General features: G+C 36.3%; 29 protein-coding genes and 1 riboswitch. Of the genes, 13 read left to right on the forward strand and 16 right to left on the reverse strand.

Features of this window, described 5'->3' with window-relative positions:
• Positions 1-103: 103 nt before the first annotated feature.
• The 3 genes from CS937_RS01220 to CS937_RS01230 all read right to left on the reverse strand — a co-directional run bounded on the left by CS937_RS01220 (position 104) and on the right by CS937_RS01230 (position 2,862).
• Positions 104-1,300: a class I SAM-dependent rRNA methyltransferase gene (locus CS937_RS01220; RefSeq protein WP_099156841.1), complete on the reverse strand. Its 1,197-nt coding sequence runs from the start codon at positions 1,298-1,300 to the stop codon at positions 104-106.
• 65 nt (positions 1,301-1,365) lie between these two features.
• A complete protein-coding gene (locus CS937_RS01225; protein ID WP_245835669.1) occupies positions 1,366-2,475 on the reverse strand; it encodes a DUF1648 domain-containing protein in 1,110 nt (369 codons plus the stop codon).
• Positions 2,476-2,862 carry a GntR family transcriptional regulator gene (locus tag CS937_RS01230; protein ID WP_099156669.1) on the reverse strand — a complete coding sequence of 129 codons (387 nt, stop codon included), beginning with the start codon at positions 2,860-2,862 and terminating at the stop codon, positions 2,476-2,478.
• A gap of 180 nt (positions 2,863-3,042) precedes the next feature.
• On the opposite strand from CS937_RS01230, the gene CS937_RS01235 reads away from it, so the two are divergent.
• The 4 genes from CS937_RS01235 to CS937_RS01250 all read left to right on the forward strand — a co-directional run bounded on the left by CS937_RS01235 (position 3,043) and on the right by CS937_RS01250 (position 6,494).
• Positions 3,043-4,215: an MFS transporter gene (locus CS937_RS01235; RefSeq protein WP_099156670.1), complete on the forward strand. Its 1,173-nt coding sequence runs from the start codon at positions 3,043-3,045 to the stop codon at positions 4,213-4,215.
• Between the two features lie 825 nt (positions 4,216-5,040).
• Positions 5,041-5,502, forward strand: a complete 462-nt coding sequence (locus CS937_RS01240; protein ID WP_099156671.1) for a LytTR family DNA-binding domain-containing protein — start codon at positions 5,041-5,043, stop codon at positions 5,500-5,502.
• Positions 5,499-5,903: a DUF3021 domain-containing protein gene (locus tag CS937_RS01245; RefSeq protein ID WP_099156672.1), complete on the forward strand. Its 405-nt coding sequence runs from the start codon at positions 5,499-5,501 to the stop codon at positions 5,901-5,903. Before CS937_RS01240 ends, CS937_RS01245 begins: the two co-directional genes overlap by 4 nt.
• Positions 5,904-5,987: 84 nt before the next feature.
• Positions 5,988-6,494: a hypothetical protein gene (locus CS937_RS01250; RefSeq protein ID WP_245835670.1), complete on the forward strand. Its 507-nt coding sequence runs from the start codon at positions 5,988-5,990 to the stop codon at positions 6,492-6,494.
• A gap of 311 nt (positions 6,495-6,805) precedes the next feature.
• Here the strand turns inward: CS937_RS01250 and CS937_RS01255 are convergent, their stop codons facing one another.
• The 3 genes from CS937_RS01255 to CS937_RS01265 all read right to left on the reverse strand — a co-directional run bounded on the left by CS937_RS01255 (position 6,806) and on the right by CS937_RS01265 (position 9,973).
• The gene (locus tag CS937_RS01255) at positions 6,806-7,708 is read right to left on the reverse strand and encodes a macrolide 2'-phosphotransferase (protein WP_099156673.1); all 903 of its coding nucleotides are present in this window, start codon (positions 7,706-7,708) and stop codon (positions 6,806-6,808) included.
• Between the two features lie 2 nt (positions 7,709-7,710).
• Positions 7,711-8,985 (reverse strand): GTPase HflX, encoded by a 1,275-nt coding sequence (hflX, locus tag CS937_RS01260; RefSeq protein WP_099156674.1) that lies wholly within the window; start codon positions 8,983-8,985, stop codon positions 7,711-7,713.
• A gap of 430 nt (positions 8,986-9,415) precedes the next feature.
• Entirely contained in the window at positions 9,416-9,973 is a 558-nt protein-coding gene (locus CS937_RS01265) for an isochorismatase family protein (protein ID WP_099156675.1), read from the reverse strand.
• A 668-nt stretch (positions 9,974-10,641) separates the two neighbouring features.
• Between CS937_RS01265 and CS937_RS01270 the strand changes: the two genes are divergently transcribed.
• The 4 genes from CS937_RS01270 (at position 10,642) to CS937_RS01285 (ending at position 14,043) form a co-directional block, all read left to right on the forward strand.
• Positions 10,642-11,226: a hypothetical protein gene (locus CS937_RS01270; RefSeq protein WP_099156676.1), complete on the forward strand. Its 585-nt coding sequence runs from the start codon at positions 10,642-10,644 to the stop codon at positions 11,224-11,226.
• Positions 11,227-11,302: 76 nt separating this feature from the next.
• A complete protein-coding gene (locus CS937_RS01275; RefSeq protein ID WP_099156677.1) occupies positions 11,303-12,436 on the forward strand; it encodes a conserved virulence factor C family protein in 1,134 nt (377 codons plus the stop codon).
• Positions 12,437-13,003: 567 nt separating this feature from the next.
• Positions 13,004-13,444 (forward strand): MarR family winged helix-turn-helix transcriptional regulator, encoded by a 441-nt coding sequence (locus tag CS937_RS01280; RefSeq protein WP_099156678.1) that lies wholly within the window; start codon positions 13,004-13,006, stop codon positions 13,442-13,444.
• Positions 13,441-14,043: an alpha/beta hydrolase gene (locus CS937_RS01285; protein ID WP_099156679.1), complete on the forward strand. Its 603-nt coding sequence runs from the start codon at positions 13,441-13,443 to the stop codon at positions 14,041-14,043. Before CS937_RS01280 ends, CS937_RS01285 begins: the two co-directional genes overlap by 4 nt.
• Before the next feature lie 49 nt (positions 14,044-14,092).
• On the opposite strand, the gene CS937_RS01290 is transcribed toward CS937_RS01285, so the two are convergent.
• From CS937_RS01290 to CS937_RS01310, 5 genes are all read right to left on the reverse strand, one after another.
• Positions 14,093-14,587 (reverse strand): GNAT family N-acetyltransferase, encoded by a 495-nt coding sequence (locus CS937_RS01290; protein WP_176555705.1) that lies wholly within the window; start codon positions 14,585-14,587, stop codon positions 14,093-14,095.
• A 1-nt stretch (position 14,588) separates the two neighbouring features.
• A complete protein-coding gene (locus CS937_RS01295) occupies positions 14,589-14,837 on the reverse strand; it encodes a GNAT family N-acetyltransferase (protein WP_099156680.1) in 249 nt (82 codons plus the stop codon).
• Between the two features lie 22 nt (positions 14,838-14,859).
• Positions 14,860-15,360, reverse strand: coding sequence for a GNAT family N-acetyltransferase (locus CS937_RS01300; RefSeq protein WP_099156681.1), 501 nt, complete (start codon positions 15,358-15,360; stop codon positions 14,860-14,862).
• A gap of 80 nt (positions 15,361-15,440) precedes the next feature.
• A complete protein-coding gene (locus CS937_RS01305; protein WP_099156682.1) occupies positions 15,441-16,445 on the reverse strand; it encodes an HAAS signaling domain-containing protein in 1,005 nt (334 codons plus the stop codon).
• Positions 16,432-16,794, reverse strand: coding sequence for a PadR family transcriptional regulator (locus tag CS937_RS01310; protein WP_099156683.1), 363 nt, complete (start codon positions 16,792-16,794; stop codon positions 16,432-16,434). The genes CS937_RS01305 and CS937_RS01310 overlap by 14 nt, the downstream gene beginning before the upstream one ends.
• A gap of 172 nt (positions 16,795-16,966) precedes the next feature.
• On the opposite strand from CS937_RS01310, the gene CS937_RS01315 reads away from it, so the two are divergent.
• Positions 16,967-17,419, forward strand: coding sequence for a YaiI/YqxD family protein (locus tag CS937_RS01315; RefSeq protein WP_099156684.1), 453 nt, complete (start codon positions 16,967-16,969; stop codon positions 17,417-17,419).
• 15 nt (positions 17,420-17,434) lie between these two features.
• Here CS937_RS01315 and CS937_RS01320 read toward each other — a convergent pair whose 3' ends face one another.
• Entirely contained in the window at positions 17,435-18,031 is a 597-nt protein-coding gene (locus CS937_RS01320) for an AAA family ATPase (RefSeq protein ID WP_099156685.1), read from the reverse strand.
• Between the two features lie 52 nt (positions 18,032-18,083).
• Positions 18,084-18,554: an acyl-CoA thioesterase gene (locus CS937_RS01325; protein ID WP_099156686.1), complete on the reverse strand. Its 471-nt coding sequence runs from the start codon at positions 18,552-18,554 to the stop codon at positions 18,084-18,086.
• 130 nt (positions 18,555-18,684) lie between these two features.
• A riboswitch (cobalamin riboswitch) is annotated at positions 18,685-18,866 on the reverse strand.
• Positions 18,867-18,976: 110 nt separating this feature from the next.
• On the opposite strand from CS937_RS01325, the gene CS937_RS01330 reads away from it, so the two are divergent.
• The 4 genes from CS937_RS01330 to CS937_RS01345 all read left to right on the forward strand — a co-directional run bounded on the left by CS937_RS01330 (position 18,977) and on the right by CS937_RS01345 (position 22,486).
• Positions 18,977-19,549, forward strand: a complete 573-nt coding sequence (locus CS937_RS01330; RefSeq protein WP_099156687.1) for a DUF2087 domain-containing protein — start codon at positions 18,977-18,979, stop codon at positions 19,547-19,549.
• Positions 19,550-19,618: 69 nt separating this feature from the next.
• Positions 19,619-20,839 carry an MFS transporter gene (locus tag CS937_RS01335; protein ID WP_099156688.1) on the forward strand — a complete coding sequence of 407 codons (1,221 nt, stop codon included), beginning with the start codon at positions 19,619-19,621 and terminating at the stop codon, positions 20,837-20,839.
• Between the two features lie 94 nt (positions 20,840-20,933).
• Positions 20,934-21,635, forward strand: a complete 702-nt coding sequence (locus tag CS937_RS01340; protein ID WP_099156689.1) for an MBL fold metallo-hydrolase — start codon at positions 20,934-20,936, stop codon at positions 21,633-21,635.
• 26 nt (positions 21,636-21,661) lie between these two features.
• Entirely contained in the window at positions 21,662-22,486 is an 825-nt protein-coding gene (locus tag CS937_RS01345) for a GNAT family N-acetyltransferase (protein ID WP_099156690.1), read from the forward strand.
• 33 nt (positions 22,487-22,519) lie between these two features.
• On the opposite strand, the gene CS937_RS01350 is transcribed toward CS937_RS01345, so the two are convergent.
• From CS937_RS01350 to CS937_RS01360, 3 genes are all read right to left on the reverse strand, one after another.
• Complete coding sequence (locus tag CS937_RS01350) at positions 22,520-22,885, reverse strand: VOC family protein (protein WP_099156691.1); 366 nt, start codon at positions 22,883-22,885, stop codon at positions 22,520-22,522.
• Positions 22,886-23,002: 117 nt separating this feature from the next.
• A complete protein-coding gene (locus CS937_RS01355; RefSeq protein WP_099156692.1) occupies positions 23,003-24,415 on the reverse strand; it encodes a glycoside hydrolase family 18 protein in 1,413 nt (470 codons plus the stop codon).
• A 283-nt stretch (positions 24,416-24,698) separates the two neighbouring features.
• The gene (locus CS937_RS01360; RefSeq protein WP_099156693.1) at positions 24,699-26,132 is read right to left on the reverse strand and encodes an aldehyde dehydrogenase family protein; all 1,434 of its coding nucleotides are present in this window, start codon (positions 26,130-26,132) and stop codon (positions 24,699-24,701) included.
• Positions 26,133-26,158 lie beyond the last annotated feature (26 nt).

The raw sequence follows: 26,158 nt of genomic DNA on the forward strand, positions 1-26,158 counted from the left end.
TCAGAAAGTAATAAAGAATGCTAAATCAACACAGCATTTACGTCTCATTTATATCAACTTTTTAATAACAAAAAGCAACAATCTTCTTAAAAACATCCTAGAGTTATTTAAATTTCTTCACAATTACAACCTTCAGATAGTCACCTTGAGGAAAGTTAGGTTGCGTGCGAAAATCTACTGGCAACGTGTATTCCTCTAGCACTTTATATGGTACATTCATCTCGCGAAATGCCTTGTTAACAAACCCCTTAAACTTCTTCATTCCAAAAGTTGCATTATTTGTAGAGGCAACAATAACACCATTCTTCTCTGTGATTTCAATTGTATTTTTTAACAGTGCCGGATAATCTTTAGCCGTACTAAATATATGCTTTTTCGAACGTGCGAAGCTTGGTGGGTCAAGAACAACCAAATCAAACTTTAAGTTCTTACGTTTGGCATATTTGAAGTAGTCAAAAACATCCATCACAATAATATCCTGTTGTTCAAAATCAATACCATTTACACTAAACTGTTCGATTGTCTTAGCCTTACTTCGTTTGGCAAGGTCAACACTTGTCGTTTTTGTTGCACCACCAACAGCTGCAGCTATTGAAAATGCACCAGTATAAGAAAAAGTATTTAATACGTTTTTCCCATTCGCATATTTGTCCCGAATCGCCTTTCTTACATCACGTTGATCAAGAAAAATCCCCACCATTGCTCCATCATTTAAGTAAACAGCATACTTCATTCCATTTTCCTTTACGATAATAGGGAATTCACCACGCCCACCTTTTACAAAATCATCGTCATCAATGTACTTGCCTTTTATATTAAAACGCTTCTTTTGATAAATCCCCTTATATTCACCTAGCTCATCCAAGGCACGAATGATATGTTCTTTGAATGAATAAATACCTTCACTATACCAGTTAATTAAATAAAAACCGTCGAAGTAATCAATCGTAAGACCACCGATTCCATCCCCTTCACCATTAAAAATGCGAAAGGCATTCGTATTTGGATCTGTATAGAAAGATTTTCTCTTCTTCAAAGCCACTTCAATCTTCTCTTTAAAAAACCCAAAATCAATTGGTTCGTCTTTCTTGTGTGTCAACACCCAGCCAATTCCTTTATTTTGCTTTCCGTAGTATCCTTTTGCAATAAATTGAAGGTTATTGTCCATTAAATGAACGATAGCGCCCTCATTTATTAACACATTCGTGTTTTTAATTGAATCCTTATTGATCAATGGATACCCATGCTTATAGTTTTTTATCTCATTCGTGTTTACATGTAAGCCGATTACGTTCGTCATAATTTCATCCTTATCTACCATTTTCCCCATTATCGCATGCTTATGGAAAAAGTGAAAGGTTATGGTCATGCCCCTAACAATAGTGGAATTCCAACCGCCAATCCAATAATGACTAGAAACATAATCCACGCTAACGGTCGGGCTAAATTAATTGTCCAACCAATCCCAAAACGTTTTTCCAAAAATAACGCAGGATCATTTTTATTAAAATAAAACTGCCCTAGCTTCCAATAGCGATCATCGTCACGGTCAATGATAGTTCCGTTTTCCCCCGCACTTGTCTTTAACCTGCTTCCCCCTTGCCCAGTTGTGAAGGAAAGAATAATAGCTCCAATTGTTAATCCGATACTAAGGATTAGTGGAAAAGTCGTTAATAATTGTTGATTTATCGGATAAATATAGGACAGTTGAATGAATGAGAAAAGCAAAGTAACTGCAATGCCTGTAACAATAATATACGCAGACCATCTTCTTCTGAAAATCACATTCTTACGCATTGATTCTTTAGGGTTTTCAGCGCTCACCTGTTGCTTTGCCTTTGCAATCATTGTATTAATAAACAGGAATAGTAACGTTAAATAGACTTGCATAATTGGCATCATTAAAACGGTCTGGTATGACTTATCCGTCCAGTTTGTAACATTACCATCAAAATCATATTGCATCGGTATTCTTTTAGGGATTTGATTATAATTTAGAAATGTAATTACCATTGTCACGATTGCAACAACAAACGGTACAATAAACCACAGATTGGAATGATTCAATTTTTGATCACGAAAGCTCGTATTAATGACAACAAGCTGTGATTTTTGTTCAGACCAATTCTTTTCTTGTTTTATTTTTTTCATGTTACGGTGAAACACTATATATACAATAAAACTAAAAATAATATATGCGCCAATCAATATCCCAAACTGGATACTCATCATTTCTTCATCATTCCTAAAGGATGAAGACAGTAAAAAAAAGACCACAATCACTAAAAGACTCAGAATCCCTGTAACTAAAACATACTGCTTACGCATTCCTTTTAGTTCCGGACTAATGTAGACTTCCTCTGGAATGGTGACTCCAAAGCTTTCTGTCCTTCTAGTCAAATAAGGAATAAACATTAATGAAATGAAGACTGGAACCATAATTGCAATTAACAAAAGAATATTCAACGAACCCATTTATTTCTCCTCCTTGAATTCTTGAAATAATTGACTACAGAGCCCAACAAATTCCTCTTCACTAACTCCACGACATACAGATTCAGCAATTAACGGATGTAACGTATTTTTCAACTGCAATCGATAACTTTTGTCAGCTTGAGGTACACCTTCCGGATTAACTACCACACCCTTTTGCCTGTGAATTAAAATAAATCCTTCTTGCTTTAGTTGCTGATATGCCTTATTTACAGTGTGAAGATTAATTCCAATATCTGCTGCCATTGATCTTACTGAAGGCAAACCTTCGCCAGGTTTTAACTCTCTTTTGGCAATACCAGCAATAACTTGATGTTTTAATTGTGTATAAATTGGTTCCTTGGATTCAAAGTCTAGATTTATATACACATCGACGCCATCCTTTCTGCACAGTCATGTAATAACTGTTATATTTATAGTATAACAGTTATTACATATTGTCAACCAAATCATACACAATAAATAATTAAGTACCCGCTCGTTCACTTGTATATCCTTCTATATGGTAGTACTATTGTATTCGTAACTTCAGATGAAAGGCGTCATAGAATGGATAAACGCGTATATTTTTTAATGATTGTCTCGTTTGTGGTCGGGATGGTCGAATTGATTATAGGTGGATTATTAGATTTAATAGCGAAAGATTTGCATGTCAGCCTTGGTCAGGTTGGCCTTTTAATAACGATTTTTTCATTTATTTTTGCAATTGCTTCACCAATTTTATTAATTCTAACTGCTAACGTAGAACGGAAGCGATTGACTTTAATTTCTTTACTCATATTTTTACTGGGGAACATCGTAACGGTTTTCAGCCCTACTTACAGCATACTGTTTACCGGACGTGTCATCTCTGCCTTGAGTGGCGCACTCCTAATTATTTTATGTTTGACAATAGCCCCAACTATTGTGGATCACAAATATCGTGGACGGGCTATCGGAATCGTCTCCATGGGTGTTAGTGCATCACTCGTATTAGGGGTTCCAATTGGGTTAACATTAGGTAATGCCTTCAGCTGGAGAGCTCCCTTTGTACTTATCACATTGTTAACGATGCTCTCCATTATCGGCGTGTATTTTTTAATGGATAGAGTCGAACCAATACCATCCATTCCAATCAAGAAACAACTGGCAACATTAAAAGACCGAAAAATACTTTTCGCTCAAGCAACAACGTTTCTATTTATAGCAGGACATACAACACTATATGCATATTTAACACCTTATTTAAAAACCGTATTAGGACTTGAAGGAAATTGGGTAAGCATTATCTACCTTATTTTCGGTATTGCTGCGGTGAGTGGCGGAGGAATTGGTGGTACATTTGCAGATCTCTTTGGTACCAAGCGAACTATTCTTACATCTATCATTGTTTTTGCTGTGGCAATCTTTACAATCCCATACATAACTTCCGTATTAGCTGTATTTTTAGTTGTATTGGTTATTTGGGGTATGATGAGCTGGGCAATATCACCAGCAATGCAAAGCTATCTTATTGAAGCTTCCCCCGAAACCTCCGCTATTCAGCAAAGCCTTAATAATTCTTCACTTCATTTAGGGATAGCGATTGGTTCATTAATTGGTGGAGCAGTTATCGAACAAGCCTCCATCGAACAAAATGTAACTGTTGGTGGATTGCTGGTAATTATCTCTCTTGGTACAGCACTTGTATCAATGTATAGGGTTAAATCCGCTACAAAAAGATATGGAAAAAGTCGAATATAGTACAATGCCTTTTTTATTGTGCATCAATTGATATCAAGCATAGTACATACCAACGCGAACCTTTCAAAGGATAAATTGGTACTACAGGTAGCAAAACATATACTTCTAAATAGTTGCTTTGTTCAGGTAAATCAACTGTAAATGAAAAGGAAAGTATGTATTCAGAAAGCGCCCATTAGAATCTAAACCTAATGGGTGCTGTTTTTAATTTAGGCTATTTTCTTGAAGAATGTTGCTTGTTCACATCCTGAATCTTATTAAAAAGTTGATATAAAATGCGACGTAATTTTGCGCTTAGCCAACTTCCAGAAATATACTTCGCTTTACGTTTACAGGCCATTCAATGAAATAACAATTGCTAAATAAGATCGCAATATACCACATCACTAGTCCGGGTGAGCGGAGGGTGGTGACTCCTGCTCAGAATAGCGCGTGTCCGAAGACCCCGCAGAGTGCTTTTCGAGGAGGCTGAGGCCGTGCCCATGGAAAGCATCCACCCATAGCGATCCCGGACGGAGGTCGAGCATTGGGCGTAATTATAGAAAGTATTCCATTAGTTATGTCGCATTTACTATAAATAGCAACAAACTATGTGAAAAATAGCCTTAATTTAAATCCATCTATTACACTATGTTTCGTAAAATTCAACGATTGACACAAATTTGTACTTGTTCTCTCATCCATTGCTCCTATCCATTCATCATTGAATTTGACCTAATGAAAAATGCAAGTTACTTTTCCTCAACGACGTTTTAACGAATTCATAAAGACAAGGGGCTTAAAAAGAAATACAATACAAATACAAGGAGATGGAGGAGGTTATATATGAAAGTATCACTCGATATCGACAATAATCATGAGCAAACTCATGTAACGATTCAATGTAAAGAAATGGATGACTTTATTAAAGAAATTCTTGATTTCCTTAAAGGGAGAGAAACGGAATTTATTGTTGGGCGAAATGGTGACATGCAGCACATTTTACAACCAAATGACATTCACTATATTTATTCCAGGGAAGACATCGTATTCGCAGTCACCTCAGAAGGACAATTCAAACTAACAAACAAACTGTATGAACTTGAAAACATTTTACCTTCCAAACAGTTCATTCGAATTTCAAAGTCAGTTATCGACAATCTTTATGAACTAAGTCGTTTCGAAGCTTCATTTAATGGAACACTCTGCGTATATTTCAAATCAGGCGTAAAAGAGTATGTATCAAGGCATTTTGTGCGTCAAATTAAAGAAGCCTTAAAAATGAACAACAGGAGGACTAGTAAATGAAAACATTTTTATTCAGGAGTATGATTGGAATCTTTTTCGGTGCTTTCGTATCAGTTGTGATAACATATGCTTTCATTTATTTTGGCAGGTATGAAACGATTGACAGTGGAATGTTTTTCAGAAATTCACTAGGTTCTATATTTTGTGGATGGTTTTTTTCAACTTCACCTCTTTATTTTGAACTACCTTTTCTTAAACTACATCAACAGACAATACTTCACTTCATCACTGTTACGATACTATTTTTTATTTTATCTGTAGGAATTGGATGGATACCATTCCATATAAAAAGCATACTGATTACAGCCATATTGTTTATCGTGGGTTATGTAATTATGTGGTTATGTTTTTACCTTTATTTTAAAAATGAAGCAAAAAAACTAAATGCAGAGTTGAAATAAATCTACACCTATTCTTACGTTAAGTTATCACATTTCCTAAATATGTTAGGAGGGATTAGTATAGAATATATTAGAGATTATGTTATGTACATGGCGATTTTTGGTATATTTAGTTTTAGCTGGTTTGGTTGGGCTCAAGAAAACCCTCGAAAAAGCTGGAGGAAATACATTGGGATTGCTTCGGGACTTTCACTATTAGTGGGGGTACTAGTAATCTACCTAAGTGTGATTAATTGGAATAAACCTACCGTCTTATCAGATTCAAGTGTATTCAACAATTACTTAACTTTTGTTTATCTTGAATTCCTTATAGCAGGTATCGGAGCTATCTTATTAATAAAATATAAACAAAAAGATTATATTTCCCCTTGGGTTGCTTTTATAGTAGGTGTTCATTTTATCTGGTTAAAAACTATCTATCAAGACTTCAGTTTATATGTATTAGCAACACTATTGGTTGGAATCTCCCTTATCTCATTATTTTTTTCCAAAAAATTAAACGTTGCTACTAGTGCTATAACTGGCATTGGCGCTGGTTCCGTTCTGTTTTGCTTTGCCATAATAGGGTTAATTCGATTTTTAATAGCATAAATTAATGAGGCAGGGACAAAAGTAAAATAATCAATACTAAATACGAACAATGTACAATTTAGCAGAGGAAATATACGTAGACTCCAGCGGGAGGAAGGCTTCGGTGAGACCCCGAAGTGCGTTAGTACAAGGAGGCTCACCAGCCGCCCGCGGAAAGCGAAGTATATTTCCGAATCGAGTTAGTTGCACCAACTATAATTTCTAGTTGATCGGATTTTTCTTTGATAAAACACTTATGTCCCAACCTCATTTTTTAAATAATGACGTAAGCAATAGACACTTTTACATAGCCAGCCATCCGCTTTTTTTATTTACTCTCCTACACCAAGTGTTTGCTTTGCCATTTCTTCATAATCTTTCAAACCAGATTTTATCGCAAATTCTGCAATACCCACTGGATATGCAGCAGCTAATTCTACAATATGCTCAAACATAGTTGACCAAACACGTCCTCCTGCCCGATGATACTCCTTAATTAGTTCCCTTAGGGCATCCTCACCGAAAGTATTTAAGTGTCCAACAAAATCATTCGCTGGATCAGTCACACAAGCTTCTGTCCAATCAATTAAACCTGTGACATTTGATCTTTCATCAATTAAAATATGACCAGCGTGTAAATCACCATGAACTAGTGCTGTTTGTCTTGGCCAAAGCGAATCATTAGCAATCCATTTTTGCCAGCGTTCCCACAATTTTTCACTAACACCAAACACTGACTTCACTTTATCCATTCTTTCCTTCATAGCTGCTTTAGCTTCTCTAGGTGTTTGCACAGAAAGCCCTGTATTTTTTGCTGCATCATGGTCAATACGATGTAGAGCAACCAATGTACTTCCTAGTGTTTCATGAAATATTTTAGGAACATTCTTTTCATCAATCTCCCATACATACGCTTTGGCTTCTACATCGATTGTTCCAGCAGGAATACCTTTTAGAAGCTTATATGCAATCAACTCATCAGAGAATGTCGTCCAATTTGGTGTTTGTACTGGAAGTTTCCCCTCTATTAAATCCAAAATATCTTTTTCTTTCTTAGCTGTAGGAATTACGTCTTCACGCCTAGGAAAACGTAGCACCCACTGTTCCCCTTTTATGCCTAGAGCAAATACTACTTGAAAGTCAAGCCCTGATTCATTACGTTTCAAGGAGTCTTCCTGAACTAATATCCCCTGTTGCTTAGCTATATTTATCACTTGTTCGTTAGTCAGTGTCATAATTACACTTCCTTTTGTTTAATTTCGGTTGTTAAAAATTGTTCAAATCTTTCAGCATCAGATTTTTTACATTCAACTGTCAATTTTGTTCCATCAGCCTCATATTCCTCTGCTAGAACATGTGCATTTTCATTAAAATACGAAACAATTTGCCCATCTGTAAAAGGAATAAACAATTCACATTGAATAAAATCGTGGAAAATTTCCTTACTTATTTCTTGCATTAATTCAGCCAACCCCAATCTGTTTCTAGCAGATAAATAAACTTTATTTTGCTTAACCTTTGGAAACTTGTGGCTAGTTAAATCCACTTTGTTGTATGCATAAATAATAGGAATATTAGTCACCCCAATACGCTGCAAAATTTCATTTGTAAGCTTTATCTGTTCTTCATGATTTGGGTTTGAAAAGTCAACCACATGAATTAGAACGTCTGCTTCCACCACTTCTTCAAGAGTCGAACGAAATGCTTTTACTAAATGATGTGGAAGTTTATTGATAAACCCTACCGTATCCGTCAGCAAAAAAGTTTGGTTTGTTTCTAGATGTACCTTTCTCACCGACGTTTCCAACGTTGCAAATACCATATCCTTTTCGAACACCTTCTTATCGGTTTGCATTTGGGAAGATTCTAGCACCCTATTCATAATGGTTGACTTCCCTGCGTTTGTATAGCCCACTAGAGAAACAACAGGTAAACCGTTCTTGTTACGCTTTTTTCTTTGCGTCTTTCGTTGATCAATTAAATTCTCAAGTTCCTTATTCATCTGCGCTATCTTTTCCTCGATTTTTCGACGATCAAGCTCTAATTTCGTTTCACCTGCCCCCCTATTCTTGAGTCCAGAACCCCCACCTTGACGGCCTAAGGACTCACGACTGCCGACCAGTCTTGGAAGCATATATTTTAATCTAGCAACTTCTACTTGCAATTGAGATTCTCTCGTTCTCGCACGTCTTGCAAAAATTTCTAGTATCAGCATCGTTCGGTCCATAACTTCACAATCTAATAATGTTTCTAAATTCCTTATTTGTGATGCTGTTAATTCGTCGTCACAAATAATAGTATCTGCCCCTGTTACATTAATCATCTCTAAAAGTTCACCTGTTTTCCCTGTTCCAATATAGTGTGTTTGATTAATATGCTGTAAATTCTGGGTTAACCAATCTTCAATTACAACATTACATGCATCGGCTAAATTTTCTAATTCTTGCATGGAGTACTCGAATTCCTCTTGATTTCTAAGATTTACTCCTACTAATATTACTCTTCTTCTCATATTTGTTTCCCTCCGTAATCTTACATAATAAAAAAACACAGGTTGCCTGCCTGTGTTCGAGTAAATGAGAAAGAATTATATTAAGAGCTTTTTCATAAGCAAATAAGCCTACTACAAGAAAAGACCTTTTAAGAAATAGCTCTTTGTTAAGGAGTGTAATGTTACCAATTTTTCATTTGTATTTTTAGACAACAAAAAAAGGGTAGATTTCTCTCCCTCTTTTTATAGCTTCGTAATATAAAAAGGTTTCCTTAAAAGGGCAGACCAATCCCGTTTACTCCGCAACATCAGGCAGAGCGTTTGAACGTATTTAATTAACGGTTCAAAGCTTGGAATCGAAGTCTTATAGATGCCACTTGGAAACCCTCCGTTCTCTTTAGATTAACGAAAGCATAACACAAAAAAATTGGAAAAACAACTGAAAATTTTGTTATCTATACATATCATGGGTTGGATTAAATAAATCCTCATCAGCATTTCTAACAATAGAAAAATGTTCAACATTATAATGACCATGAAGGGTTTTATTATGATGGTCAATAATTTGTTTAGCATCTAAAATAGAGTTGTCTGCTGTGGAATGACCATCACCAACTAATGTAACGTCAAATCCATTCACAGTGGCAGTTCTTACTGCCGTATCTATACAGTGTTCTGTCTTGCATCCCATTATAACAAGATGTTCAATTTGATTTTCTTCTAAATAATTCTTCAAACCTGTACCGTGGAAAGAATTCGTTGCTTCTTTATTAAATAGTTTTGCATGGTCAGGAACATAGATATCCTCGTGAATTTGAAATCCTTTTCCCTTCCCTTCACTTACGTCAAGATCCCGAACAAAAATAAGCAAAACTTGATCACGTAAAGCTTTTTTTATGACTTCGTTAATATTCGTAAGTAGCTGCTGTTGATTAAAAACACCTTTTTCTTCTTGGTTCCCGGTAATTAGCTCTGCCTGAGCATCAATAACAAGTAAAGCATGTTTCAATAAAATACACTCCTTTAATTTTGGCTACTTTCTATAAAGATTGTTGCTTTTTCACACATTAAATCTTATCTAATAGTTGATAAAACCGCGACATAACAGCAACGTGATTTCCGCTCCGGGCAATCGCGCAACTTGAGCTGGCTGGTGAGCCTCCTCATGCTGTCATACTCTGGGGTCTAGCGAAGGAAAAACACAAAAACTCCTGCGGGAAAGTTTATCGCGAGCCTTTGGTGCGCGTAGTGTTTTTCCGTAGGGTCGGTAGGGCGCCAAACAAGATTTTAAGTTATATCATAGTTTCTATAAATAGCAACACACAAGCAGAAAAGAGCCTTAATTTTAAATTAGATCTATTCGACTCGCACCGTATCTATTTTAATTGTCATATAAAATCGCCTCAGTTATAGTTTGATACTATCACAATAACAGAGTATTTTGTTGATTATTTTTTATTTTCTCACTTCTCCATTTTAAAAATCCCGTCACTTGCACCCAAAGATAAGACTTAAGACTTACTGATAAATATTGCTAAGGGGGCTTATTTAGCTAAAGTTCTCTCGTTATTATTAAAGAAGAATTTAGGTTTTCTTAAGATTCCCTTAACCATTTCTTATGTTTCACAATATATACTAGGTACATAAGGAAAATTCAACACTCGGGAGTGGGTTAAAATGGAAAATGAAAAAGTATATATACTCCTGACTGACACAGGAACGATTTTTACTAGAATGATAAAATTCTATACAAAAAGGCCATATAATCATGCCTCTATATCTTTTGATTCGAATTTAGATGAAGTTTACAGTTTTGGAAGAAAAAATGTTAAAAACCCATTTATCGGTGGATTCGTTAAAGAAAATATTCAGGAAGAACTATTTAAAGATGCGACATGTGCAGTTTTTTGTTGTACTGTTACAAAGCACCAAAAACAGAAAATGAATGAGTTCATACAAAAGGTCGAGGAAAATGCTCATCTCTATCGTTATAATTTAATGGGGTTATTTGCCATCATCCTAAACAAACAACTGATAAGAGAGAATGCCTTCTTTTGTTCCCAATTTGTTGCAACAGTTTTAACAGAATCGGAAACCATTAAGTTCTCAAAACCTCCATCACTTATGACCCCCCATGATTTGCAAAAATCACCTGACTTTCAATTAGTTTATAATGGGAAACTTGAAGATTACATTCATGCAAAAACGAGGAGAGGTTCATCAGACATTACATGTTCTGGTTCAAAGGCAATTCCTGTGTAAATAAGGGTACTGTAAAATGGATAATCATCCTTAACTTTGATAAAATCGGTCATAGCATTAATGAAGAGGTGATAGAATGAAAATTGTCTCAATCGAACCAACACCAAGTCCGTATTCTATGAAAATCAATTTGGACGAACAATTAGCTGATGGTAAAACAGAAAATTATAAGGTAAACGATGATCTTAGTAACGCACCTAATTATATACAAGAGTTATTTAATATAAATGGAGTTAAAGGCATTTATCGTGTTATAGATTTTATCGCACTTGAACGCAATCCGCGTATCACTTGGGAGGAAATTCTTCCAGAAGTTCGTAACGTATTAGGTTCTGTAGAGGATGTTTCGAATGAATTTATAGATAACTCTACAGTAACTGACGAACATTTTGGGGAAATTAAGGTTTTCATCCAAAAGTTTCGAAATATACCCATACAGGTGAAGTTGGAAGATGGTGAAAAAGAACACCGTTTCGGACTACCTGATAGATTCATGCATGCAACAATGGAAGCGTCTGAGGCTTCTGATAATATGTTAATGGAAAGAAAATGGGTGGAACAAAACCCGCGTTATGGAGATGTAGATGAAATAGGTCAAGAGGTAGTTGACGAGTTAGCTGCAAGTTACGATTCAGAACGACTGACCGAACTAATGAAGCTTGCTTCTGCAGGTGAATCTACTACAGAACAAAAGTCAGGGAAAAAGGTTACACTCGAAATGCTTGATAACCCAAACTGGAAGGATCGCTATGCGGTTTTAGATCGGATGGACCCTACGTTAGACGACTTACCAGTTTTAGATATAGCACTAGATGATGGAAAAGCTTCAATCCGGAGACTCGCTACTGCCTATCTTGGAATGATTGAAGAACCTGAAGTACTCCCATTTCTATATAAGGCATTAAAAGATAAAGCAGTAAATGTACGACGTACTGCTGGCGATTGTTTATCAGATCTTGGTTTTAAAGAAGCGATACCAGAAATGATAAATGCATTATCAGATTCAAACCGGCTTGTACGCTGGCGTGCTGCAATGTATCTATATGAAGTTGGCGATGAATCAGCTATCCCTGCATTGCAACAAGCAATAGAAGATCCAGAATTTGAAGTACGTATGCAGGTGAAGATGGCATTAGCTCGAATTGAAGGCGGAGAAAGCGCAAAGGGATCTATTTGGCATCAAATGACCGAGGCCACTAAACAAAAGTAGAATGAACTACCATTTGATATAGAAATCAAATGGTAGTTTTTTATAAAGGCTGTTTTTTGGAAGATTGTAGCTTTTTCACATGCTGAATCTTATCTTACTTAATAGTTGATATCAAATGCGACGTAATAACGCTGTGTTGATTTAACACCCTTTATTACTTTCTGACCGCAACCCGTATACACTCCGCTTTCCAGGGGGGGGTGGCTGAACTTAAGTGATGAAGGTTACGGAATTATAGAAGCTCAATCCAAGCGAAGGGAAAACACGGTGACTCCTACGGGAAAGCGAAGACGCAAAGACCCCACAGGGAGCGGTCTTTACGAGCGATGAGGCTCAGCGCGAGCCCGTGGAAAGCGTAGTATTTTCCCGTAGCAGTCACAGCGTATCAATATGATTTTTGTTATGGCACATTTTCTATAAACAGCAACAAACTATACAAAAAGAGCCGTTATAAAAGCATTCCCAAACCTCATTAAAATCCACAAGTTGACAACTAATCAAATAACCATTAAAATTGTTTTTAATTCAAAATACCTTAATTCATAATAAATTCACGGAGATGATGATATGAGTGAAAATTTATCGTTAAAAGCTTTTGTTATTTTAATGAAATCTGCTAAATCTGTTGAAGAAAGAATTAAAAAGGATATTAAAAGTTACGGTGTGAGTACAACAGAATTTGCCATTTTAGAGGCATTATACCATAAAGGAAACCTAACTGTTCAACAGATATGCAACGCAGTTCTCATCAATAGCGGATCCATTACCTACGTTATCGATAAGCTACAAAAGAGAGACTTACTGGCACGTACTGCTTGTAGCAATGATAGAAGAGTTGTTTATGTTCAAATAACTGATCTGGGAAAGAAATTGATGGATGAAATTTTTCCAAAACATCAAGAAGTAATTGAAAAAATATTTGAAGATATAAACACTGATGAAAAGCAGGCAATAATCAACACATTAAAAAGAATTGGTCTGAAAAAAGGGAAGGAGGATAAATATTGAAGCACCTATTCCAGAAAGGAAATGACCCATCGAAACCAACGTTACTATTGCTCCACGGTACAGGTGGTACTGAACGCGACCTCTTACCACTTGCTGGTGAAATTGATAAAGATGCAACTATTTTAAGTGTACGTGGTAATGTCCTTGAAAATGGCATGCCACGCTTTTTCAAGCGATTAGCTGAAGGTGTCTTCGATGAAGATGATTTAATTTTCCGTACGAAAGAATTAAATGAATTTCTTAATCAGGCAGCCAAAGAGAATGGATTTGACCGTAACAACATTATAGCGATTGGATATTCAAATGGTGCTAACATCGCGGCAAGTTTATTATTTCATTATCAAAACGCTTTAAAGGGGGCAATTCTGCATCATCCAATGGTTCCAAGAAGAGGCATTACGTTACCAGATTTATCAGGTAAGCATGTATTTATTTCAGCAGGTACGAATGATCCAATTTGTGCCCCTGAAGAGTCTAAAGACCTTTATTCTTTGTTGGAACAAGCAAATGCAAATGTAGAACTTCGCTGGGAAAACAGGGGCCATCAGTTAACTTATAATGAAGTAGAAGCCGCTTCAAAGTGGTACCAAAATATCTAGTTATTTAAAATCGTGAAGCTGTGACTAATGCCTGCTTCACGATTCCTTTTTAGTCAACACCAACAATTTCGCTTCTTCTTTCCAAGATTGCTACATCACGCCAAACTCCATTCAATTTTCCAATCCGCTCTTGATGACCAGTTAGCTTAAACCCAAATTTTTCATGTAATTTAATACTAAAGGTGTTTTCTGGAAAAATACCTGAACGTAATGTCCAGAACCCGTTCTCTTCACTTGATTCGATTAATGCTTCGAGTAATTTACTTCCAATTCCTTTACCAGTACTATTTTGACTAATATAAATACTTACCTCTGCCACACCAGCGTATGCACATCTGCTTGATACAGGACTTAACGCAGCCCACCCCAGTACATTACTTTTCTCACGCGCAACTAATCTGCACTGTAATATGTGCCCTTTGTCCCATTCCTCCCAAGTCGGTGCTTCCTTCTCAAACGTTGCATTCCCGGTGTTTATCCCCTCTATATAAATATCCCGAACCTGTACCCAATCTGAGTCTAGCATTTTATCTATTAAAATCATTTTAATCACCTATATCTTGTAATGGTATTTTCGATAATACTAATTTAAAAACTTCTTCCCCTCCAAAAATTTGACCAGTGGCTACAAACCCATAGCTTTTATACAACTTCCTTGCAACATAATTATCTGGAAAAACCGTTAATCGTACTTCTTCACATTGCGGAAACTTATCCTTTATCCACTTAATCATTTCTATTAATGCAAGCTTACCATAACCCTTCCCCTGATACTTCTTCAAATCTACCTTCATGATCCGTTTCTCCCTCAATACTCTAATTTTCTATCCAAAATCTCCGCTTCACCGTTCCATCCGTATCTGTAAAACTTTCATCCTCCATACCACCATTATTAATAATTACTTTAGCCGACCCAATATTGTCTTCATCACACGTTACTAGCACTTGGTTAATATCTAACTCCTTACATTTTTTCAATGCTCCAGCTAGAATGAATGTTGCATATCCTTTTTTTCGTTCAGATGGACGAGTACTATACCCAATGTGACCGCCAACATTCCGTAAAAAGTCATTCAGTTTATGGCGAATGTCAACCATAGCAACAATTTTGTCATTATCATCGACTAGAAAATAATTAGTACTCGGCAGCCATTTTTCATTACCTGCTTCTCGTATTGCTAACGCCTGTAAATACGCGTCATACGTCTCATTAACCGATAAGTCAAAACTACTCGGTACCATTCTGGATGTGCCCCATTCTTCTACATAGCTTCTATGTTCATCTTCCCACTCTACTGATGGCCTGATTAATCTCATAAATATACCCCCATTTCCAAAAAACACGCTATTGATTATAAACTATCACAATCAATAACGTGCTTCTTGAAAATACTTTTTTATTTACTTTTACGAATTTTAATAAACCCATCTATGGCATCCCATATTAAACCAATTACTAGTAATATAAAAATCCAAAATGTGGATTGTTCCCAGATCTTACTTACTGTCCCATACGCCTCACTACCTTCAGAAAGTAAGCCTGCTTGTGTTAACTCAAGCATGAAATTCGGGTTCCAAAATTCTGGACCATTAATCATAATTACTACAGTTACTAATGAGATCAAATTGACTATTACAGTATAGATGACAAGTCTAAACGTCCACTTCCCATAAATGAGCTTTAAACATTCTTTTATTATACCAAACCCAAAAATGAGAATAATAAAGAACAGATAAGAACCATACGTTTCTTCATTTAAGAAAGGGACAACACCAGAGAATTCATCATGAAAAACCCAAACACCGAAATATTCATTGGAAAAAGCAAGAATTACCATTAACAACGTATAAAATGTAATACCTACAATTGGTTCATATCGTTTGATTTGCCGTTTTTCATCCGGAATGGGCGCTAGGTCTGAAGGACTCCACTCCTTATCGAATTGTAAATCTTTCGCTTTAACTCCTCCAAAGTATTCTCCAAGTACAAATCCAAACGTGGTCCAGCCAAAAGCCGTTGGAATTACTGTAACAAATGAAACAATATACTCGATGAAATGATCCAAAATAGAAATTGGATCTAGTATTATTTGTATAATGAATCCAACACTTATTGTAGAAACAACAGAAATCAAAACAATCTTTAATACCATAATGTACGAATCAAAAATTTCCGGTCCAATTAAATATTTTTTGGATCCTCGGTATTTTTGTGCCAATAGCTTTGGATTACCCAATTCCATTAATACTTCTTCCACATCTTTATCCGTAGCTTTCCTGCCCTGAGTGCGCTCATCTAACATATCTTCAATGAGGCCGCGAAGTTCTTCTGCAATATCTTCACGTTGTGATTGTAGCAATCCTTGTGTAACCGCAAAAATATACCTTTCAATCATCTCCATTTTCCTTTCCTCCCTTTTCATCAATTAAATGATTTAAACTTGAAACAATACTTCTCCACTCAACACAAAGCTGGTCATACACTTCTTTCCCTGTTGAACTTAGTAAATAATACTTCCGGGGACGTGCTTCATTCGTATCCCACTTACTGTCTAATAACCCTTGCTTTTCCAGCCTTCTAAGAAGCGGATATAATGTACCAGGCTCCACGTCTACTCCATTGTCCCCTAACAAAGAAACAAGAGAATAACCATACTGAGGTTCCGACAATTGGCTAAGTACACCAATCGTAATGGTTCCACGCCGCAATTCCTGCATCAATTTATCAATTTGTTCATTTGCATCACTCATATTATCAACTCCCGTTTTCATTATAGTGTATGTCACACACTATTGTAAAGTGTATATTATTATATTATGCATTTTATTTAAATATAAAAAGCTCCAGGACCTAAAACCTAGAGCTAACAAGGATTTTCTGCTATTATTATCACTAACAAACAATTTTAGGAGAGAAAAAACATTGAAGATTTACGTTGATGCCGATGCCTGTCCAGTAAAAGATACGATTATATCCATTGCTAAGGATTACCATATTCAGGTTATTCTTGTGAAAAGTTTTTCCCATTTTTCCAATACCGAGCAACCACCAGGTGTAGAAACAATCTACGTTGATACTGGTGCAGAAGCCGCAGATTATCGGATTATGAAATTGGCTCGAAAAAAAGACATTATTATCACACAAGATTATGGTCTCGCCTCACTTGGATTAGCAAAGGGATGTATAATCCTTCATCACAAGGGCTTTACCTATACGAATGATAACATTGATCAACTTTTGCAAACACGCTATGCAAGTGCAATGGCTAGAAAAAGCGGCAAACGCACAAAAGGTCCTAAGGCATTTACCGCTGAGGATGAAAAGAAGTTTAGGGAGCTTTTTATAAAAACGATTCGTGAAATGGATGGGCGATAGGAAACCTAAACCATACTATTTAAACAATCCAATTTCCTTCAGACTAATTCGTAGCCTATCAATCGTCCTTCTTAATGTAGTCCGATTGTCAGGAAGTAAATCAACACCAGCCAGTGTACCAATAGTTTCTACAACTTCTTCTACTGGCATCGTGTCTGTTTTTATATGTTCTTTAAATTTGTCACTTGATAAATGTTGAATTCGTTTCTCAGCCTGCTGGTATGCCCAGGAATTTCTACCTTCAAGTCTTTTTCTTAACCGTTTTTGAATCGTTTGCATTGATGTGGATAATGTAAAATGCTTTACCAAACTCCCGGTCTCTCTCAACCTACCAATTATTTCATCAAAATATACCTCACTTGTAATTGTCATAGGCACAATAATAATTCCAGCATACCCCTCAGAAATTTGTTTCAACAATTTGAAGTTTTCTTCTCGCCATAAAGGATAATCTTGAAAATCATCCTTTGATATAGCTCGTGGTACATTTTTCATTAATACATATCCGAACCTTTCCGGATCATAAACAAATGAATTTTTTAATCTTTTATGCAGTTCATAGGCAGTAGTGGTTTTACCTGATCCAAACGTACCGTTAATCCATATAATCAAGAAATCATCCCTTTATCCGAACAGTTAGCAATATATTCTATTATAGTTTATTTCACCTTATCTTTGCTCGTCTTTTTCGACTTTCTTTTCTGGATGGTGCTGTCGTATATAATCTTCTTTCCTCTTCCGTTTTTGGAAATACTTTTGGCACTGGTATTGGTTTTCCCTTCTCATTAACCGCTACCATCGTGAGAAAGGATTCTGTTGTAAGCCTTTCCTCACTTCTAATTAAATCATGTGCTGTCACTTTCACATACACCTCCATTGAGCTTGTCCCTGTATAGGTTACGAAAGCCTCCAATGTCAATGAATCGCCCACTTTTGCAGAAGACAAAAAGTCAACAGAATCAATTGATGCTGTCACAACAGCACTTTTAGCATGCTTCATTGCAGTTAAAGCTGCAATCTCATCAATATAAGCAAGTACCTTTCCACCAAATATTGTATCTAAATGGTTTGTATCTGGTGGTAGTACTAAACGAGTTTGTACGGTTTTAGTTTCCTGTATTGCTATTTTTTCCACTATTACTTCCTCCTTAAAAATTTAAAAAACATCCCCCGAAATTGGAAGATGTTAAAAATGGCACACTAAAAAGACTTTTATTTACTTTAAATCTTAATTAACGTAACACCCTCCTATCTCCCCGTAGGATTAAATGTACTTCCTTATGGCAGGTTTCCTGGCTTGGGATCATCAAATCTTTTTCCTTCCCATCTCATTTTGAAACAGTGGTTATAAAAGGATTCTCCTCTTTACAGTGGCGGGACCGCGTTGGAATTTCACCAACTTCCCTTTTCAACTTTTAAACAAGTCACCATAAGGCAAAAATATTCAATTTTATTTAGTATATCACTTTCTTTATGTTGCAGTTTATTATTTTAACTATTGTTATAATCATCTAATTAGATTATAATCTAATTAGATGATTAATGGAGGGTACATATATGCAACTGGATCGGATCGTTAATTTTCACAAAACAATTGGAGACAAGACAAGAATTCAAATTATTGCCTTACTAAAAGATGGCGCCCTTCATGGGCAAGCAATTGCTGGTAAATTAGGTCTTACTCCACCTACCATTTCCTATCACATTACCAAATTGCGGGAAATCGATGTCATTTATCAACGACGAGACAAAAATACAATCTATTTTCATTTAAACGAGAAAAAACTCGAGTTACTGGCACAGGCAATTATTAAGATTGGAGGCGAAAAAGAATTGGATTCATTTAAGGTTGATGATGAGGAAAAGTTTAAAGTAATAAAGAATTTCCTTGATGCAAATGGCAATTTGAAATCAATCCCAGCTCAACGTAAGAAAAAGCTTATTATTTTAGAACACCTTGTAAAGGGGTTAGAAAAAGGCAGAACATATAGTGAGAAAGAGATTAATGAACATATTAAGCAATTTCATGATGATTATGCAACGATAAGAAGAGAATTTATTATATGCCAATTCATGTTCAGACAAAACGGGGAATATGAATTAAATCCTAAAGAAATGTGGCTGATATAGTCAGTCATTTTTTCGGAAAACTAATTAGATAATTATTAAATTAGATTGATTTGAAAGTAGGTGTGTGTGATGACCAATTGGTCTGTTTGGAAACAAGAAGAAAATTATCAGAAGCTTTTTTGGTCTGGGATTGTTAATGGAATTGGAAACCGGTTTAGCCAAGTGGCCATCCTTACATTACTCTATCAAGTTACTGGTTCGGGTGTAGCGATTGGTCTTCTTTTCGCAATACGTATGGCACCATTTTTACTGCTAGCACCTGTTGGTGGAATGCTGGCAGATCGATTCTCAAAGAAAAAAATACTAATAACAATTGATTTACTCAGGATCCCATTTGCATTATCACCTATACTTGTTCAGAAACCTGAACACGTATGGATTGTCTATGTTGGTGCCTTCTTTCTTGCAGCTGGTGAAGCATTGTACGCTCCAACAAGAATGTCCTCCATTCCTGCATTAGTAAAACACGACCGACTTTTATATGTAAATGCAATTGAACAAATTATGGTTGGTGTTGTCCTTGTCGTTGGATCAAGTACTGGTGGTGTTATTTCTTATTTATTTGGCTTGGATGTTCCATTCATTTTAGATAGCTTAACGTTTTTTGTTTCGGTACTTCTTTTGTTACAGCTTAAGATTCCAGATAGCAAAAATGAAACAACACAAGCCTTAAAGGAGGGGCAATCAACATGGAAATTTGTAATTGGATCATCCGCTATTATTACCTTTATTATAATCAGTCTTACTATGCCTTTAGCAAATGGAATAGATAATGTTTTGATGAGTGTGTATGCCCTAGAAATTTTTAAAATGGGTGATATTGGCGTTGGGTTGATCTATGCCTCGCTAGGATTAGGGTTTATACTTAGCTCATTTTTTTCAAATATGCTAAAGCGGAAACTCGTGCCATTGATTGTTATATTCATCGCACTGGAAGGAAGCGGACATATTCTTTTAAGTATTGTTCCTAACTTCGGAATTGCACTTCTTACTGTCTTGTTTATCACCTTTGTTGGAGGAATCAGCAATATTTGCTTAAGTACATTAATAATGAAAATAATACCAAAGTCGAAGCAAGGCACATTCTTTGGCTTGACTGAGATGATCTCCAATACTGCCCTAGGGATATCGATGGGGGCAGCAGGATTTTTATTGGAAGCGTTTCAACCACGGACATTGAGTTTACTTGTAGGGATTACGTATGTTTTCTTTACTGTTTTATATGCATTACTGTTTTTAAAAGTAGATTTAATAAAAGAAAAAAGGAAGTTAACGGGACGAAGGGTCTGACCCCTCGTCCCATAAAATTATTAAATGTTGTGAAAATTTTATGTTAAACTGAATTAATAGATTATAATATCAAAAGTTAGGAAGGTGATTTTTTATGGATACATATTTCCAGGAAATAACTGAAAATTTGTACGGTTTTTTACTCTGGGATAAGTCTTGGGAATCATACAATAATTGTTATATATTAATCGAAGATAATGAGGTAACGCTCATTGATTCAGGTAAAGAAGAACATTTCGAGCATCTTGAAGCTGCCATGAAAAGTATTGGAATTGACAAAAGAAACGTTTCTAAATTTATAGCTACTCACGGTCACAGAGACCATATAGGTGGCTTTTCATCTTTAGAAGACATAGAAGGCTATATTCATAAAAAAGATTTAGAATTGTTACCAGAGAAAATTAGGAACAAAATTAATCCGAATCTACCAGACAGCGGCTTTACTATAAACAATTTAGAATGTGTTCACCTTGGACATCATACCAATGGTTCTGTCCTGCTATATCATAGCGGGAGCAACGCATTATTTCGTGGTGACCATATTTGTTTCTTTGGAGAACCATTAATCAGCAATAATGTTGTAGAGAGGTATGAGTTGTACATAGAAGAATCTAAGAAATTTGTATCAGATTGGTCTCACAGTGAGGAAATGAGAAGTCAACACAACTTTGATATGTTTATCGAAGGTTTAAATGCGATCAACAAATTTAATATAGAATATTTGTGTACGGGGCATAGTGTCGTTTTGAAAGGAAATATAAATGAATTTATTGCAGACTTATTAGAATTAGAATAACTGATCTACAGAGATGAGGAAAAATGATGCTTACTACGAAACAATTAAAAGACATTGAAGAGCTTCAACGCATTTGCGATTCACGCGATAAAATTCAGCTAAAGCTAAACTGGGATATGCTCAGAACACGCGAAGATAATGAGAATAATGATTTTTTTCATTATGAAAATGGAGAATTAGTTGGATTCCTGGGACTTTATGGATTTGGAAGTAAAATAGAGATCTGTGGCATGGTACACCCACATTATAGAAGAAAAGGTATATTTTCAAGGCTACTAACCGTTTCTATGAAACTAATAACGAAGCATGACAATACAACTATATTATTAAATGCACCTTCAGCGTCATTTACCGCTCAAAACTTTTTGGAAAAATACCCATGTAGATACACTTTTACTGAATATCAAATGAAATGGGTAACAACTGATCTCCTTTCAGATGAAGAGGTTACATTAAGAAAAGCTAAACCAGACGATCTTGATAGCGAGGTTCGCTTAGACGTTTTATGTTTCGGATTCTCTGAAACCGATGCAAAACAATACAATGAACGGATTAAAAATGATGAAACACAGCAATTTTATATGATCGACTATCATAAAAAAAACGTCGGAAAACTGCGCATAGCACACACGGATGGTGAAGCGTGGATATATGGATTTGCAGTCCTTCCACAATTTCAAGGTATGGGAATTGGACGGAAGGCATTAAGCAAATCTATCATTCTTGAGAACCGAAAAGGTTATCCGATTTTTCTAGAGGTTGAGGCTAAAAACTCTCATGCCCTAGGACTTTATGAATCTTGTGGGTTCCAAATTTTTCATTCACAGGATTATTACAAAGTAGAAAAATGACAGGGACTGTCCCTTGTCATTTTTCATTTCTAACTAGTCCTGACACACCATTAACATATTTCCATCCAGATCCTTAAACACAAACCATTGATTATACTCAATTTCAGTAACCAATTCTACGTTATTCTCCTTCATAAACTGATACGAAGCATGTATATCATCTGTTCCAAATTGGATTGCAGGTACATTTAACGTAGCAATATCACCATTTCCATCACGCCACATCGGCATTGTATCCAAAACCATTCCCGCCCCCTGCATATCTGCTACAAAAAGATGCCCAAACATTACATCTCCATCTTCAATATCCAACATCTTGGAATACCATTCTTTCGCCTTCTCAATGTCTCTTACCGGTATAAAAACCGTGTTAACCTTGTTATTAATTGGACTTTTCATTGTCGCTCCTCCTCGTATACATCTCTTCCATTACTTCGATATTCAATACAAAATTCCTTCATAAAACACAAAGAAACACCTCCATTCCGAAATTAACTCGTTTAGGAGGTGTATATTTTACCACTTTCTAACGTTAAAATTGTCTTGTAGAACTGGCCAATTTTGTGGAAATGGATTAGCCAAGGACCAGTAACTAGCACCTCTTAGGCCATAATCCTTCATGGTATCGTATTTAACCTGCATACTACGTGCATCTTCAAACCAGACCTCATGTTCCTGCCCCGCTTCATCTACATAGCGGAAGTATGGTGCTTGAGAGGTATCGTCATATTGGATAGCTACACCGTATCTTGCAGCAAGATCAACTGCTTCCTGGGGACTAATCGTTCTAGCTAAAGTACCCTCTACCCATGGAATCTCCCAATCACGTCCGTATAAAGGCACTCCCATCATAATTTTGTTACGAGGAATAACCGTTATAGCGTAATCTAAGACGTCACGAACTTTATTGATTGGTGCAATAGCTCTTGGCCTTCCGCCAGCCCAACCCCACTCATAAGTCATCAATATTACAAAATCAACAATTTCACCATGTTCAGCGTAATCGTGGGCTTCATAAAGCAAGCCCTCCATTTCACCTGATTCCTTAGGTGCAAGGGCTGTTGATACGCTTAGACCCTCTGGATGTAATCTTGCAACGACCCGACGTAAAAACGCATTGTAATTTTCCCGGTCCTCTGGATAGACATATTCAAAATCAATATTTAACCCTGTATAACCTTTCGTACGTATTTCTTCTAATATGTTCGTAATTAACGTTTCTTGTAGACTTGGGTTCCGTAAAATGGTTGCTACTAAATCAGAGCTAAAATTCCCTTCTTGAAAATTTGTGATTACAAGAAGCGGTGAAACATTAGTCGCTCTGGCCGCTTCCAATAATGGTTCTTCTTGCATTTCTGTAATAGACCCATCAGTTTGAATACTATACATAAATGGTGATAGATATGTTAAGTGTCTTCCTATTGTAAACACTTCCTGACTTCCTTGCTCATTAATTTGCGTTGAATATGCATTAATCTCCGTAACTGTTTTTTCTGCAATCGGAATTCTCAATGTCTGACCTGGATATATGAACGAAGGATTCGCAATATTGTTTACCTGTAGAATTTGATTAATCGTCACTCCAAAGGTTTCAGCGATGCCCCACAATGTTTCACCTAACCGTACCTGGTGAATAGAATATGGAAGTTCTAGCATATCACCAACAAAAATTAGTGAAGGATTCGTAATATTATTTACCGCCGCAAGCTCTTGAACAGACACACCAAATCTATTGGCTATGGTCCATAAGTTGTCACCCGCTTGAACTACATATTCCTGATTTACTTCTGGAATGACAAGCGCCTGACCAACTATGAGCATATTAGGATTCTGAAGCTCATTCACTACTATAATTTGATTCAGATCGGCACCATAACTCCTTGCTATTTGCCATAATGATTCACCGCGTCTCACTACATGTATTTGCATCTAAATTCTCCCCCATTTATAAACTATATATATGATATTCTTTAGTTGTTTGTCCTGTTATAAATGAGGTGTCAAATAATAATAAGATACAAGCCACCCTCATTATTAACCGGTGTTTATGACCGTTAATTCGGTTTTCGGGATGGTTTTTCGGCACTTATATCAATTATTCGGTACTTATTCTATTTTTTTAGCGTTCACAACCATTAATTCGGCTTTTGCCTCTTGTATTAAAAAAAGGTATCTCCACCAGAGCATTTGGAGATACCTCTCATCAAAAATTTTATTCATCACCCGTCTTAATACTGATAAACTTCTCTTCCATCATTTCATTCATAGCATATTTGACACCTTCTCTTCCAACACCACTGTCTTTCCAGCCGCCATATGGCATGTTATCTATCCGGTATGTTGGAATATCATTGATAATGACTCCACCCGTTTCAAGCCGTTCAGCAGCATAGAATGCACGTTCAAGGCTTGGTGACATAAATCCTGAATTCAATCCATATCGAGAGTCATTAGCATCTTCAATAGCCTCATCTAACGTATCAAATGGGAAAATAGAGACAATAGGACCGAACACTTCATATCGAAACACCTTTGAATCACGATTTACATTCGTTAATACAGCGGGTTTCATCACATTTCCTTTGACCTTACCACCACATTCAAGCTTGGCCCCCTCCTGAATCGCTTCTTCCAACCAGCTTTGCAAACGTTCTAATGACTTTTTCGAAATAACAGCTGTTATATTTGTCTTCTCATCCATTGGTGATCCGACCACAAGCTGTTTGGTACGAGCCACAAACCGTTCTAAAAACTCTTCGTAAAGTGATTGGTGGACATAAATTCGTTGAATCGAAATACATACTTGACCATTATAAGAAAAAGCCCCCATAACACTACGTTCAATAATCTTGTCAATGTCCACTCCTTCATCAATAATAAACGGTGAATTTGATCCAAGCTCAAGTGTAAGTTTGCGAAATCCTGCCTGCTGCTGGATAAGGTGACCCACTTCAACACTTCCCGTAAAAGTAACTTTTTTGACATGTGGATGGGTTGTTAATGCTTCGCTCAGAACATCACCTTTACCAGGAATAATGTTTAATACACCATCAGGAAGACCCGCTTCTTTAAAAACTTCCGCAAGAAATAGTGAACTTAATGGTGTTTGTTCTGCAGGTTTTAAAACAATTGAATTTCCTGCTGCAATTGCTGGTCCCACCTTATGTGCAACAAGGTTAAATGGAAAGTTAAAAGGAGTTATTGCTGTCACCACTCCAAGCGGCGTACGCTTTGTAAATCCAAAACGGTTTTCTCCTCCTTCTGCTGCATCCATTGGTATACGCTCACCATAATTACTTTTTGCTGCTTCTGCTGAAAAGCGATATGTCTGCACAGTACGGCTAATTTCCTCACGTGCATTGCGAATCGATTTTGCCCCTTCAAGTGCAATAATTTTTGCACATTCTTCACTGCGTTCTTCCATTAGTGCTGCTACTTTCGCTAGAATTTTAGCACGTGCATGAGCTGGATACGTCCTAAACTTTTGAAATGCTGCATGTGCTTCGACAATGGCTTCTACTGCGTCTGCTGGTTCTGCCTGTCCGATTTGTGCCAATTCCTCCTCTGTATGAGGATTATTTAATGACTCATATGATTTTGCTTCACGCCATTTTCCGCCTATCCATAATTGCCACTTTTCCTTCATCTGAATTCCCTCCTTAACCAATGATT

Origin of the sequence: Virgibacillus ndiopensis, from assembly GCF_900187325.1 — a bacterium.
In the GTDB taxonomy this organism is placed as follows: domain Bacteria; phylum Bacillota; class Bacilli; order Bacillales; family Amphibacillaceae; genus Virgibacillus_E; species Virgibacillus_E ndiopensis.